Origin of the sequence: Thalassobacter sp. 16PALIMAR09 (genome assembly GCF_000765485.1) — a bacterium.
In the GTDB taxonomy this organism is placed as follows: Bacteria; Pseudomonadota; Alphaproteobacteria; order Rhodobacterales; family Rhodobacteraceae; genus Thalassobacter; species Thalassobacter stenotrophicus.
The window spans coordinates 405,362-418,397 of sequence record NZ_JHAK01000002.1; the positions used below are offsets into that span (position 1 = coordinate 405,362).

Consider the following 13,036-nt stretch of genomic DNA (forward strand, 5'->3'; position numbering starts at 1 on the left):
CCGGCTTGTTAACCAAAATTACTCCTTTGTTCCCTAAATACCTCCCGCCGGAGGCTTCCGAGAGCCCAGATACCCCGACGCGGCTTGACATCTGGGCGCGCGCGCGGTGTATCGGCCCGACCCCGCACCCGGACATGCAACGGAGCCTGACATGCACGCCTACCGCACCCATTCTTGTGCTGATTTGACCAAAGCCAACGAAGGCGACACGGTCCGCCTCTCTGGTTGGGTACACCGTATCCGCGACCATGGCGGCGTGCTGTTCATCGATCTGCGCGATCACTATGGCATGACGCAGCTGTTGTGCGACCCCGACAGCCCCGTATTTTCAGACGTGGAAAAGCTGCGTTCTGAGTTCTGCATTCGGATCGACGGAAACGTAAAGGCGCGTGACGCGAGCCTAATCAACCCCAAGCTGCCCACGGGTGAGGTCGAGGTCTATATCCGTGACGTCGAAGTTCTAGGTGGCGCGGGTGAACTGCCTCTCATGGTCTTTGGTGACCAAGAATACCCCGAGGAAACGCGCCTCAAATACCGCTTCCTCGATCTGCGTCGCGAAAAAATGCAGCGCAACATGACGCTCCGCTCGGACGTTGTGTCCTCCATCCGCAAGCGGATGTGGGATGACAACTTCCGCGAATACCAAACGCCGATCATCACGGCCTCCAGCCCTGAAGGCGCGCGCGATTTCCTCGTGCCCTCGCGTCTGCACCCCGGGAAGTTCTATGCGCTTCCACAGGCACCGCAGCAGTTCAAACAGCTGCTGATGGTCTCGGGCTTCGACAAGTATTTCCAGATCGCGCCCTGTTTCCGCGACGAAGACCCCCGCGCAGATCGTTCGCCCACGGACTTCTACCAACTCGATCTTGAGATGTCCTTTGTGGAACAGCAGGACGTGTTTGATGTGATCCAGCCCGTCATCCAAGGCGTATTCGAAGAATTTGGCGGCGGCCGCAAGGTCGACACTGTGTGGGAGCAGATCAGCTACCGCGATGCGGCCCTTTGGTACGGTACCGACAAGCCCGACCTGCGCAACCCGATCAAGATGCAGGACGTGTCTGAGCACTTCCGCGAGTCCGGCTTTGCGATCTTTGCCAAATTGCTGGAGCAGGACGGCACCGAAATTCGCGCCATCCCCGCCCCCACGGGTGGCTCGCGCAAATTCTGCGACCGTATGAATGCCTTCGCGCAAAAAGAAGGTCTGCCCGGCATGGGCTACATCTTTTGGCGCGATCAGGGCCAAGGCATGGAGGCCGCTGGTCCCTTGGCGAAAAACATTGGACCCGAGCGTACCGAAGCCATCCGGGAGCAACTGGGTCTGGGTGTCGGCGACGCGGCGTTCTTTCTTGGCGGCAAAGCCAGCGCGTTTGAACGTGTTGCAGGCAAGGCCCGCACAACCATCGGTGACGAATTGGGTCTAACGGACCAAGATCGCTTTGCGTTCGCCTGGATCGTGGACTTCCCGATGTATGAGGCTGACGAAGAAACCGGTAAAATCGATTTCTCGCATAACCCATTCTCCATGCCGCAAGGCGGGATGGCCGCGCTCGAAAACGATCCGCTAAACGTTTTGGGATACCAGTATGACCTAGCGTGTAACGGCTACGAACTGGTGTCTGGCGCGATCCGGAACCACCAGCCTGAGATCATGTTCAAAGCGTTTGAACTGGCCGGTTACGGCGCGGACGAAGTGCGTAAACGGTTTGGCGGGATGGTTAACGCCTTCCAATACGGTGCCCCACCGCACGGCGGTTGTGCTGCCGGGATCGACCGGATCGTGATGCTTTTGGCGGATGAGGCGAATATTCGCGAAGTTATTTTGTTCCCAATGAACCAACGGGCCGAGGATCTGATGATGTCGGCGCCGTCCGAGCCTTTGCCAGATCAGCTGATGGAGTTGGGTCTGCGGGTTATTCCGCAAGACTAGGTTCACCCGTACAGACTATTCAAAAGCGTCCGTCCTCAGTGCCGGGCGCTTTTTTCGTTTTGACCCGCGCTAAACGGCTTGCTTGTGTTCTAACCGTTTGGCGATCAAGCGGCGCAACCGCTCTCGGGCTTCAGGTGACATTTCGTAGGCTTCGGCTTCGCGTAGCAGATCGTCATCGTGTCCGGTGCGCGCGACGCCCTTTAGAAAGCCAGAGATAAAACTTGCAGGCACGCCCTCATCGTCCATCAGCTTGGCAACATGGGCGAGGTCTTCATCCATCGCAAAGCTATCCGGCGTCACAGTGTCCGAACTGGCGGCGGGTGCGGCCCTTGGTCGGTCTTCCTCTGGGATATGCTTGAGGATTTCTTGTTGAAACACCGCAAGGCTTTCGATCGGTTTGGGCAAAAAACCATCCGCTCCGGCCTCAATTGACGCAAATTCCGATTCTTCGCGATGATTGCCAGAGGTCGCCAAGACAATCGGGGGGCGCTGGTTGGCGTGATCTAACGTACGGATCAATTCGAGCCCTGATCCATCAGGCAGCCCGAGATCAATAATGGCAACGGTCGGTCGGTAGGTGGTCAGATGCCGCCGTGCTGCGGCCAAAGAATCTGCCCGCCGGATCCGTGCGCCGGATCGCAGGCACAACAGTCGCAGCGCCTCTGAGGCAAATCGGCTGTCTTCGACGATCAAGACAGTCACACCCAGAAGGGGCCGCAAAGGGGTGGGGCGCGGCACGTTAAGTTTCAGGTCTGAGAGGTCATCCATTGGTTTTCTCCGAATCCTTTGGACCCAGAAAACGCCTTTAGGCCTAACAACCGGTAAACAAGCGCCAGAAATCCTTGCTGGTGCGCGCAAGCGGGGTCTTGTTCAGGGGACTGCGGGGGGCCATAACCTGACCAAAGCTATAAGGAGTTTTCCCATGATCGGTCGTTTGAACCACGTCGCCATTGCCGTGCCGGATCTAGAGGCCGCGGCCGCCCAGTACCGCGATGTCCTTGGCGCCAAAGTGAATTCCCCGCAGGATGAACCTGACCATGGTGTCACGGTCGTCTTTATCGAGCTGCCGAACACCAAGGTTGAGCTGCTGTATCCTTTGGGCGAAAACAGCCCCATCCAAGGGTTTTTGGATAAAAACCCCTCTGGCGGCATTCATCATATTTGCTACGAAGTTGACGACATCCTTGCCGCCCGCGACCAGTTGCAGGCCTCTGGCGCGCGTGTTCTCGGCTCGGGTGAGCCCAAAATCGGGGCCCACGGCAAGCCGGTCTTGTTCCTGCACCCCAAAGATTTCACTGGCACCCTCGTGGAACTGGAACAAGTCTGATGGGCGTTTTTAGCGGAATTGTTCTGTATGCGGTGATCTGGTTCATCACGTTGTTGATCGTGCTGGTGATCCGTCAGCCCTCGCAGGCGGAGGATGGACCGGTGGTTCCCGGCACACATGCTGGTGCGCCCGCCGACCCGCAATTGCGCAAACGCTTTCTTTTGACGACGCTCATCGCGCTTGCGCTGTGGTTACCGCTCGTTGTGACGATCCTGTCGGGGGGCATCACGCTGGCTGATATTGACCTGTTCACGCGCTTTGGCGGTGGGGGCCAACCCTATGGTACAGGTGAGTAAAGGCCGCAGCGCCGATCACCGGGACCAATAAGTTCAGCACGGGCACCGTTAACGGCACAGCCATGATCACGCCCAAGGCCCAGATCGAAAACCGATTGCGGCGGCGAAATGCGTTCGCCTCCGCACGTGATAATCGGCGCAAGGCCACCATTTGCGCGTATTCACGACCCAAAAGCACACCGTTCACGCCCCAAAATATCAGGGGCGCAAGGGGCGCGAGTATCAAATACGCCAACAGAGCCAACAGGTTTACCCCAAGGATCAGCCCTAAAAAGCCAATCGAGTCGCGAATGGCCGTAGCGAGTGGTGCCCCTGATGCCGGTGGCAAACCGGGGTAGTGGCGATCTTCAACCGCGTCGGCGATCCGTTCTAGGAAGATGCCCGTAAAGGCCGAGGCCACAGGGACCATCAAGAATACGGACAACACCATCACCACCGGAACAGAGGCCCAGCCCGCGGCCTCGGCTAGCCAAGTCACCTCACCGATCCAAGGCAGGCTGACAGACGGCCCGATGAGCCACTGCACCCCTGTGATGAACAAAAAACTGAAGCCAACCAGTAGGGCCAAGGCGAGGCCAATGCCTAACACCAAGACATTGCGAAACCGGGGATCCGGTAGCTGACCAATCGCCTTGGTGACGTCGCTGATCATTCGCTCAGCCACGTGGTAATGGCGGTCAAATCCGGGCGTGGCCGTTCAGGTGGGCGCGCACCTTCACTGCCCAAATAGACGTATCCTGCAACCCACTCATGCGCTGCCAGGCCCAAGCCTTCGCTCAAAAAGTCTCGGTCCGTGGCCATCCAATTCGTCAGCCAAGATGCCCCCCATCCAGCTGCAAGCCCCGCGGTTAGCAACTGTTGGCACACCGCGCCCGCGCTGAGGGTTTGCTCAATTTCCGGGATTTTTTCAGACGCTTTGGGGGATGCCACAACCGCAACGCACAGATGCGCATTCGCGAACTGCGCGCTGGCCTTTTCTAATTTATCCGCGTCCATGCCCTTCGCCATGCCGATACGCCGGGTCAGGGCCGCCAGCCGCACGCAGGCTTCCCGCTCCAACACGCAAAACCGCCACGGCTCTAGCTTGCCATGATCGGGCGTGCGGGCCGCAATGGTCAGGAGTTGCTCAACGACGGCGCGGTCGGGCACCGGTGTCACAAGCGTCTTCGCAGGGCGGGAGCGACGTGTCGCAAGGAACTCAAGAACTTCGGGGTGCGGCTGTAGCGCGGGCATTTGATCGGGCATTGGCTCTCCTTATGGCTTTTATGTCGGAGCGTTTGGCGCGGGCGTCAAGCGTTTGACCTTCCAAAAGAACCGCCAACTCACGAGGATGGCCGCAAAGGCCAGCCCCAAACCGTAGCCGATCCATATTCCCTTGGGGCCCCAGCCCAGAAAAACGCCAAGCCCATAGGCTAGCGGCAGGGCGACGCCCCAGTTACCTAGCAAAGTCGCCGCTACAGGCACACTGTTGTCTGTCATCCCTCGCGCCGCGCCTAGCATGGTACCTTGTATACCGTCCGCAATCTGTGTGGCCGCGATGATCCAAAACAGCGTTGTGGCCAAGGCCACGACCGCCGGATCAGCGGACAGCGCTCCGGCGATTGGACCCGCGAGTATCAGAAGGCCAAGCATCACAGTCACCATCCATCCAACGCTAAGGCTCAGGGCGGCCACACCAATGCCCCTGATGCGGTGATCCTGCCCAGCGCCTAGCGCTTGGCCCACTACAATCGAGACTGCAATCGATATGCCGAGAGGCACCATATAGAGGACGGTCGCTACTGAATTAACGATTTGGTTCGCCGCCAGCGCGCCCGCCCCAAACCAACCCACCATTAGACCGACGCAGGCATAAACCGCTCCCTCGCTGAAATAGCCTGTGGCGATCATCCCACCTGCACGCAGCTGATGTAGGACCTCGGACCGGGTCAGGGTAACAACACGCCGCGCGCTGGCAAAAGCCGGCCCGTAGCGCCACAAGGCCCAGGCTACTCCCAATGACGCACTTTGTGACAACAGGCTGGCATACGCCGCCCCAGATAGGCCCAAGCCGTCCCAGCCACCAATCCCATAGATCAGTAACCAGTTGGCGGGCACGTTTAGGGCAACCGCGCCAAAGGCCACGCTCACTCCAAGCCAAGGTGCGCCCACCGCATCAAACAAACCTTTAAGCATGTAAAACAGCGTAAACGGGACCAGCAAAACGGCCATAGCCTGCCAATACCCTCCCGAAAGGGCATCCAACACCTCAGGGGGCTGACCGAGCCATGCCAACCCAGGCCTCAGCGCAAGCATCAGCCCCATACCCAAAGCGCCAGCGCCGCCGCCGATCACAAGTCCCGTCAAAGTCGCTTCAGACAAGCCGCGTACATCACCCGCGCCGAATGTCTCAGACATCCTCACGGAAGTTCCGGAAACAAACCCATAGAGACAAGCAAAAAAGATCACTTGAATTGAGACGGTGATCGACGCTGCCGCGAGCGCGACAGTTCCCAAAGGCGCGATCATGATCGTATCGACGACCCCGATTAGCATGGAGGCCGCAAGCGATATGATGATCGGCGTGCTCAACCTTGCCAATGCGCGGATATCTAGGACTATGCTTGGGTTAGACATGCGCCCCCTTGGGCACATGCAGCTTGCCCCAATATGATCCGACACAGAGCAGCCATTGCCGAATAGCCCGTACCAGACTCCTTTGTTCCCGAAATACTCCGGGGGAGCCCGAAGGGCGGGGGCAGCGCCCCCCAAAGCACTGCAATGCGCCGTAGGCGCGCAATTCGGTTACTTCGTTTCGGTCTTAGCGGCGGGTTTTTTCTTCGCAGGCGCTTTCTTTTTTGCCGCTGGTTTCTTCGCTGCCGGCTTTTTCGCCGCGGTTTTCTTGGCAGTAGGCTTTTTCTTTCCGGTCTTGGCCAACCGCTCTTCCAAAAGCTGCACGGCTAAGTCCATGGTCACGTCTTCCGGCTCGGTGGTTTCAGGAATGGTGGCATTCACCTTCTCCCACTTCACGTAAGGCCCGTATTTGCCCTTCATGATGTTCACCGCGCCGCCGCCGTCGGGATGCTCACCCAGTTCCTTCAAAGGGGTTGCCGCAACCCCTCTCGCTCCGCGAGAGGCCACTTTTTCCGCCAGCAATTGCACCGCGCGGTTCATGCCCACGGTCCAAACCTCATCCAGCCCTTCAAGGTTGGCATTGGTGCCGCCCCGGTTGGATGTGCTGTCAGCGTGCTTCAGGTACGGACCATAGCGACCGATATTGGCCCAAACCGCGATACCATCTTCGGGGTGCTCCCCAATTAGGCGCGGCAGCGCGAGCAACTGCACACCCTGCTCAAGGGTCAACTCTTCGGGTGCCCATTCCTTTGGAATAGACTGGCGCGGGGGCTTTTTGTTTTCTTCCGTGACTTCACCGCGCTGGACGTAGGGCCCAAAGCGGCCCTTAAAGATCCGGATTTCGTCGTCGGCGTCGCTGCCCAACAGCTTGCCCTCGGGCGGGATTGCGGATGGGTCTTCCATGCCGGGGGGGCCAAAGGGCCGGGTATAGCGGCACTCAGGGTAGTTTGAGCAGCCGATAAACGCCCCGCCCGCGCGCGCTGTGCGCATGGACAAACGGCCAATCTCGCAGTTCGGGCATTGGCGCGGTGGCTTGCCGTCGCCTTGATCCGGGAACAGGTGCGGCTCTAGCACCTCATTGATTTTCTCAAGGACTTCGGTGATGCGCAGCTCTGCGGTTTCATCAATCGCAGCCTTGAAGTCGCGCCAGAACCGGTTCAGCACGTCTTTGTACTGCGCATTGCCGGCGGATACTTCATCCAGCTGGTTTTCCAGTTCAGCCGTAAAATCATAGCCCACATATTTGCGGAAGTAGTTCGACAGGAACACTGTCACCAACCGGCCTTTATCTTCGGGGATCAGGCGGTTTTTCTCTTTGATAACATAGCCGCGGTCTTGGATCGTGGTCACAATCGAGGCGTAGGTCGAGGGGCGTCCAATACCCAATTCTTCCATGCGCTTAACCAGTGTCGCCTCAGTGTAGCGGGGCGGAGGCTGGGTAAAGTGCTGCTCGGGGGTGATGCTTTCCTTCTTGGCGGGCTCACCCTGTTGGATCGAGGGCAGACGCTTGTCGTCGTCATCCACGACCTCGTCATCGCGGCCTTCCATGTAGACCTTCATAAAGCCGTCAAACAGTACCACCTGACCCGAGGCGCGCATCTCAACCTGAGCATCATCGGAGCCGATGATTGCCGTGGTGCGCTCAAAGCGGGCGGCTTCCATCTGGCTGGCCAGTGTCCGCTTCCAGATCAGATCATAGAGTTTGCGCTGATCAGGCTCCGAGACTTTGATCTCATCGGCGGAACGGGTCATATCCGTGGGGCGGATACATTCGTGCGCCTCTTGGGCGTTCTTGGCCTTGTTCTTGTACATGCGCGGGCTGCCGGGCACGTATTCCGCGCCGTAGCGGTCCTTGATCGCGTCGCGGGCGGCGTGCACGGCCTCGGGCGCCATGTCGATGCCATCTGTTCGCATGTATGTAATCAGGCCCGCTTCATACAGGCGCTGAGCCGTGGACATCGTCTGCCGTGCGCCAAAGCCGAACTTGCGGCTGGCTTCTTGTTGCAGGGTCGATGTCATAAAGGGCGGGCTGGGGTTACGTGTGCCGGGCTTTGCCTCGACACTTAGGATACTCAGATCGCGCGAGGTGATGGCTTGCACGGCCATTTCTGCATCGGTGCTGTTGCCAAGGCTGAACTTATCCAGCTTTTTACCGGCAAACGACGTGAGGCGCGCCTCAAACGTCTGACCGCGCGGGGTTTCGAGTACGGCTTTTACGGTCCAGTATTCCTGAGGCTTAAAGACCTCAATCTCCATCTCGCGCTCAACGATAATGCGCAGACAAACCGATTGCACACGTCCGGCGGATCGGGACCCTGGCAGTTTGCGCCACAAAACGGGCGATAGGTTGAACCCAACCAAATAGTCCAGCGCGCGGCGGGCGAGGTAGGCCTCAACCAACGGTTGGTCCACCTCACGGGGGTTTTGCATCGCTTCGGTGACGGCTGTCTTGGTGATCGCGTTAAATACAACGCGGCTAACCTTGGTGTCCTTTTTGATGGACTTCCGCTTGGTCAGGGCCTCTTGCAGGTGCCAACTGATCGCTTCACCCTCGCGATCGGGGTCGGTCGCGAGGATCAGTTCGTTGTCGTCTTTTAGGGCGTCCGCAATGGCTTTGACGTGTTTTTTGCTGTCAGAGGCGACCTCCCACAGCATCTCAAAACCCTCGTCGGGCAGGACCGAACCATCCTTGGGCGGCAGGTCCCGCACGTGGCCGTAGCTGGCCAAGACGGTGTAATCCTTGCCCAAATACGTGTTGATTGTCTTGGCTTTGGCCGGGGATTCAACAACAACAACGGGCATGGGGGCTCCTAATCAGGGCGCGAAAAGTGTTTGCGCCGCGCAACATGTGGTGCCTCGGGGGGTAGAGTCAACTGCGTCTAATGTCCACCGCCCAAGATACCGGTCCGCACCGAATAGTTTGCGGCGATGGCGTAATCGGGGTCATCGTCGCTGTCGACCATCAGGTGCCCGGCCTTGTTCAGCAGCGCGTGGCAATCGCGTGTCAGGTGACGCAACTGGATGCGTTTCCCGGCGGCTTCATACTTGGCGGCGACGTTTTCGATGGCCTCCAACGCAGATTGGTCGGCCACGCGCGAGCCCGCGAAATCGACCACAACCATGCCGGGGTCATTCTTGATGTCGAACATCTCGACAAAGCCTGTGGCTGAGCCAAAGAACAATGGCCCCTGCACTTGGTAGACCTTGGCGCCTTCGGGGGTTTCATAGGTTGTCGCGTGGATACGGCGGGCGTTTTGCCAGGCGTAGGCGAGGGCCGAGACAATCACACCCACAATAACCGCCACTGCAAGGTCAGTGAGCACGGTCACAACCGTCACCAACAGGATCACAACAGCATCCGTTAGGGGCACTTTGCGTAGGATTTTGAGGGAGTTCCAAGCGAACGTTCCGATCACCACCATGAACATCACACCCACGAGGGCCGCGAGTGGGATTTGTTCAATCGCGGGGGAGGCCACGACGATAAACGCCAGCAAAAACAGGGCCGCCGCGATGCCCGCAAGCCGTGTGCGCCCCCCGGATTTCACGTTGATCATGGATTGTCCGATCATTGCGCAGCCACCCATGCCGCCGAAAAAGCCGGTCACTGTGTTGGCCACGCCTTGGGCAACGCATTCTTGGCTGGCTCCGCCGCGCTGGCCGGTCATTTCACCCACAAGGTTGAGGGTCAGCAGGCTCTCGATCAGGCCAATTGCGGCAAGGATCAGCGCGTAAGGCAGGATGATCTGGAACGTCTCAAGGTTCAGCGGGACCATGGGGATATGGAACTGCGGCAGACCGCCCTCAATCGAGGCCAGATCGCCCACACGTGGTACGTCAATACCAAGGCCAATCACCAGAGCCGCGACAATACCAATACCGGCCAGTGGGGCCGGGATCACCTTGGTCAGGCGCGGCATAAGATAGATGATTCCCATCGTCAGCGCGACAAGACCCAGCATGACAACCATCTGATTACCGGGCATCCAATTGCCCTCAGCGGTTTTGAATTGGGTCAACTGCGCAAGGAAAATCACGATCGCGAGGCCGTTCACAAAGCCTAGCATTACCGGGTGCGGCACCATGCGAATATATTTACCCCAGCGCAGCACGCCTGCCGTTATCTGCAACAGGCCCATCAAAACAACGGTCGCAAACAGGTATTCGACACCGTGTTGCGCGACCAAAGCGACCATGACCACGGCCAAGGCCCCCGTCGCGCCCGAAATCATACCCGGACGGCCACCGATCACGGCGGTGATCAAGCCCACAAGGAAGGCCGCATAAAGGCCGACAAGCGGGTGAACCCCTGCCACAAAGGCAAATGCCACGGCTTCGGGCACCAGTGCCAGCGCCACGGTCAGGCCCGACAAAAGGTCGGTGCGAATCTGCGCCGGAGTGAGGGGCGTGCCGCCGGAGGGTGTTGCAAAACGGGGCGCAAGCGCCGCCAAGAGGGTGCGTGACATAGAGCGAAAACCTATGGGAATGATAGTCTGGAGTGATCTCTTGGCGCCCGCCTAACACACAACGCCCAAAAAACACAACGTTTGCGTGCGCAAGCGGCGAGCGCGCGGTGCAACGGGGGGCTGTGCGGTGTCTTGTAAGGGACGCGTTGCAATGAGATCCGCTCTGGGCGATGTTCCACGCGATTTTCGACACTGTGAAAGGCTGCCAGATGATGGGACAGGCAAAGATCGGCATTATTGGCGGCTCGGGTGTTTATGACATCGATGGGCTGGAGAATGCGGCTTGGGTCACGGTCGAAACGCCGTGGGGTGCGCCGTCCGACGCGCTTTTGACCGGGCGGCTCGATGGGGTTGAAATGGTGTTTCTGCCCCGTCACGGGCGGGGCCATGTCCATTCGCCCAGCACTGTGCCGTACCGTGCCAATATCGACGCGCTCAAGCGGCTAGGGGTTACGGATGTTATCGCAGTGTCGGCCTGTGGGTCCTTTCGCGAAGACATGGCACCGGGCGATTTTGTCATGGTGGATCAATTCATTGACCGAACGTTCGCGCGCGAAAAATCGTTCTTTGGGACCGGCTGTGTGGCGCATGTCTCCGTCGCGCACCCTGTTTGTGAACGTCTGCGCCAAGCGTGTCTCGCTGCGGGCCGTGCACAAGGCGTGACGTGCCATGATGGGGGTACGTACCTCGCGATGGAGGGGCCGCAATTTTCCACCGTTGCCGAAAGCAAAATGTACCGCGACAGTTGGGGTGCGGATGTGATCGGGATGACCAACATGCCCGAGGCGAAACTCGCCCGTGAGGCAGAGCTGTGCTATGCCTCAGTCGCGATGATCACCGATTTTGACAGTTGGCACCCCGACCACGGAGCCGTGCAGATCAGCGATATCATCGCCACACTGGGGGCCAATTCGGCCAACGCTCGCGGGCTGGTGGCGCGGCTGCCGGCAATGTTGCGGGCGCGGGATGTCTGTGCCCATGGCTGCGATCACGCACTGGAACACGCCATTATGACCGCCCCGGACAAGCGCGACCCTGCGGTTTTGGCGAAGCTTGATGCGGTTGCGGGACGCGTGCTGTGAGGCATTGGCTAGCCGCGATCCTCGTTTGTTTGACGTGTCCGGCGGCCGCGCAGGAATTCATTCAAACTGACGCCCTGCTCAGCGATGACGCGTTCTACCGGCTGGTGGCCTGCGCAGCTCCGCCCGGTGCGGATTGTAGCAAGCCGATGATCTACTGGCCGCAGGAAAAGCGCAGCGCCCTGCGGGTTGGTTTCGTGACCAAAACACCGGCCCTCGCGCCTTGGCAGGAGCGGATTTATACCCGCGCGCTGATCGAAGCCGTCGCGGAGATCAACAAAGTCGGCGGCGGTATTCAGTTGCGGGTGGCGGCCCCCTCCGATGACAGCGCGCCGGATATTGCGATGCACGTGCTGGATACCCGTCCGGGTGAGGTGATGGAGAACACTGGCGTGCCTGTTCTGGAGGGGCGCGTTTTGTCCTTGGGTCAAGTCATGGTCCGTGCCCGCAACAGTTGGATTGACCAAGCGGTGATTTCCATGTCAGTGGACACCCCGCGGCGGGCCATTGCGTCTGTGGTGCTAGAGGAAGTTGTGCAGGCGCTGGGCCTGATGACGGACATCCGCTCACCGGTGTATCGCCGCTCAGTTTTTTCTGAGGATAGCAACTCGGGTACGCGGTTGCGCGGTCAGGATGCTATGGCCATCCGCCGGCATTATCCTCCTACGTGAAAGGCACGTTTCATGGCCAACCATAAGCATGTGCGGGATTATATCCGCACGATCCCCGATTTCCCGCACGAGGGAATTTTGTTTCGCGATGTGACGTCGCTGTTTGCTGATCCGCGCGGGTTGCGGTTGGCAGTGGATCAATTGCTGGCCCCCTACGCGGGCGAGAGGATTGATGCTGTCGTCGGGCTAGAGGCGCGGGGCTTTATCCTTGGCGGCGCGGTGGCGCACCAGTTGGGTACGGGGTTCGTGCCCGTGCGCAAGGCGGGCAAACTGCCCGGCGCCGTACATGCCCAAGATTATGAGCTGGAATACGGCTCGGCCACAGTCGAAATCCACCAAGATGCGTTGGAGCCGGGTGCGCATGTCCTCGTCGTTGATGATCTGTTAGCTACGGGCGGCACTGCAAAGGCGGGTATCGGCCTCATCGAAAAGCTGGGTGCCCAAGTCATTGGCTGTGCTTTCGTGATCGACCTGCCGGAACTGGGCGGACGCAAACTGCTTGAGGGAATGGGCATGGATGTCCACACCATCTGCGATTTCGACGGGATTTAACGATCTGCAAAAACGCGCGCGTTTTCTCATAATGGTAACGCTTCGTTAACCAATAATGCGCTAACGTTTTCGGGTGGCAGTCACCCAACTGCCGCTGCTTGCCCC

Annotated in this window: 12 protein-coding genes; 6 read left to right on the forward strand and 6 right to left on the reverse strand. The window is 59.2% G+C overall.

Annotated features, from left to right (window positions below; all coding sequences use genetic code 11):
- Positions 1 to 151 precede the first annotated feature (151 nt).
- Complete coding sequence (aspS, locus tag PM04_RS05850) at positions 152 to 1,927, forward strand: aspartate--tRNA ligase (protein WP_038004568.1); 1,776 nt, start codon at positions 152 to 154, stop codon at positions 1,925 to 1,927.
- Between the two features lie 69 nt (positions 1,928 to 1,996).
- Here the strand turns inward: aspS and PM04_RS05855 are convergent, their stop codons facing one another.
- A complete protein-coding gene (locus PM04_RS05855) occupies positions 1,997 to 2,695 on the reverse strand; it encodes a response regulator (RefSeq protein ID WP_038004570.1) in 699 nt (232 codons plus the stop codon).
- Positions 2,696 to 2,849: 154 nt separating this feature from the next.
- On the opposite strand from PM04_RS05855, the gene mce reads away from it, so the two are divergent.
- Together mce and PM04_RS05865 are read left to right on the forward strand one after the other, a co-directional pair.
- A complete protein-coding gene (gene mce / locus PM04_RS05860; RefSeq protein ID WP_038004572.1) occupies positions 2,850 to 3,254 on the forward strand; it encodes a methylmalonyl-CoA epimerase in 405 nt (134 codons plus the stop codon).
- The gene (locus PM04_RS05865; RefSeq protein WP_038004576.1) at positions 3,254 to 3,550 is read left to right on the forward strand and encodes a DUF1467 family protein; all 297 of its coding nucleotides are present in this window, start codon (positions 3,254 to 3,256) and stop codon (positions 3,548 to 3,550) included. Before mce ends, PM04_RS05865 begins: the two co-directional genes overlap by 1 nt.
- Here the strand turns inward: PM04_RS05865 and PM04_RS05870 are convergent.
- The 5 genes from PM04_RS05870 to PM04_RS05890 all read right to left on the reverse strand — a co-directional run bounded on the left by PM04_RS05870 (position 3,504) and on the right by PM04_RS05890 (position 10,629).
- The gene (locus PM04_RS05870; RefSeq protein ID WP_038004579.1) at positions 3,504 to 4,202 is read right to left on the reverse strand and encodes an EI24 domain-containing protein; all 699 of its coding nucleotides are present in this window, start codon (positions 4,200 to 4,202) and stop codon (positions 3,504 to 3,506) included. The genes PM04_RS05865 and PM04_RS05870 overlap by 47 nt on opposite strands.
- On the reverse strand, positions 4,199 to 4,795 hold the full coding sequence (locus PM04_RS05875; RefSeq protein ID WP_038004582.1) for a nitroreductase: 597 nt from the start codon (positions 4,793 to 4,795) through the stop codon (positions 4,199 to 4,201). The genes PM04_RS05870 and PM04_RS05875 overlap by 4 nt, the downstream gene beginning before the upstream one ends.
- A gap of 18 nt (positions 4,796 to 4,813) precedes the next feature.
- Positions 4,814 to 6,166 (reverse strand): MATE family efflux transporter, encoded by a 1,353-nt coding sequence (locus PM04_RS05880; RefSeq protein WP_038004584.1) that lies wholly within the window; start codon positions 6,164 to 6,166, stop codon positions 4,814 to 4,816.
- A gap of 168 nt (positions 6,167 to 6,334) precedes the next feature.
- Entirely contained in the window at positions 6,335 to 8,965 is a 2,631-nt protein-coding gene (gene topA, locus PM04_RS05885) for a type I DNA topoisomerase (RefSeq protein WP_038004586.1), read from the reverse strand.
- A gap of 77 nt (positions 8,966 to 9,042) precedes the next feature.
- A complete protein-coding gene (locus PM04_RS05890; protein ID WP_038004588.1) occupies positions 9,043 to 10,629 on the reverse strand; it encodes a SulP family inorganic anion transporter in 1,587 nt (528 codons plus the stop codon).
- A 170-nt stretch (positions 10,630 to 10,799) separates the two neighbouring features.
- Between PM04_RS05890 and PM04_RS05895 the strand changes: the two genes are divergently transcribed.
- Genes PM04_RS05895 through PM04_RS05905 form a run of 3 tightly spaced genes read left to right on the forward strand, consistent with a single transcriptional unit; the run spans position 10,800 to position 12,931 of the window.
- Positions 10,800 to 11,711 (forward strand): S-methyl-5'-thioadenosine phosphorylase, encoded by a 912-nt coding sequence (locus PM04_RS05895; protein ID WP_369793297.1) that lies wholly within the window; start codon positions 10,800 to 10,802, stop codon positions 11,709 to 11,711.
- Entirely contained in the window at positions 11,708 to 12,379 is a 672-nt protein-coding gene (locus PM04_RS05900; protein WP_038004590.1) for a DUF2927 domain-containing protein, read from the forward strand. The genes PM04_RS05895 and PM04_RS05900 overlap by 4 nt, the downstream gene beginning before the upstream one ends.
- Before the next feature lie 12 nt (positions 12,380 to 12,391).
- Complete coding sequence (locus tag PM04_RS05905) at positions 12,392 to 12,931, forward strand: adenine phosphoribosyltransferase (protein ID WP_038004592.1); 540 nt, start codon at positions 12,392 to 12,394, stop codon at positions 12,929 to 12,931.
- Positions 12,932 to 13,036 lie beyond the last annotated feature (105 nt).

What these genes read in the sequence shown, in the direction of transcription:
- PM04_RS05870 (WP_038004579.1), bottom strand. Translation starts at nt 4,202, where the DNA reads ATGATCAGCGACGTCACCAAGGCGATTGGTCAGCTACCGGATCCCCGG.
- PM04_RS05895 (WP_369793297.1), top strand. Translation starts at nt 10,800, where the DNA reads ATGTTCCACGCGATTTTCGACACTGTGAAAGGCTGCCAGATGATGGGA.
- PM04_RS05905 (WP_038004592.1), top strand. Translation starts at nt 12,392, where the DNA reads ATGGCCAACCATAAGCATGTGCGGGATTATATCCGCACGATCCCCGAT.
- PM04_RS05875 (WP_038004582.1), bottom strand. Translation starts at nt 4,795, where the DNA reads ATGCCCGATCAAATGCCCGCGCTACAGCCGCACCCCGAAGTTCTTGAG.
- PM04_RS05890 (WP_038004588.1), bottom strand. Translation starts at nt 10,629, where the DNA reads ATGTCACGCACCCTCTTGGCGGCGCTTGCGCCCCGTTTTGCAACACCC.
- PM04_RS05855 (WP_038004570.1), bottom strand. Translation starts at nt 2,695, where the DNA reads ATGGATGACCTCTCAGACCTGAAACTTAACGTGCCGCGCCCCACCCCT.
- topA (WP_038004586.1), bottom strand. Translation starts at nt 8,965, where the DNA reads ATGCCCGTTGTTGTTGTTGAATCCCCGGCCAAAGCCAAGACAATCAAC.
- aspS (WP_038004568.1), top strand. Translation starts at nt 152, where the DNA reads ATGCACGCCTACCGCACCCATTCTTGTGCTGATTTGACCAAAGCCAAC.
- mce (WP_038004572.1), top strand. Translation starts at nt 2,850, where the DNA reads ATGATCGGTCGTTTGAACCACGTCGCCATTGCCGTGCCGGATCTAGAG.
- PM04_RS05865 (WP_038004576.1), top strand. Translation starts at nt 3,254, where the DNA reads ATGGGCGTTTTTAGCGGAATTGTTCTGTATGCGGTGATCTGGTTCATC.
- PM04_RS05880 (WP_038004584.1), bottom strand. Translation starts at nt 6,166, where the DNA reads ATGTCTAACCCAAGCATAGTCCTAGATATCCGCGCATTGGCAAGGTTG.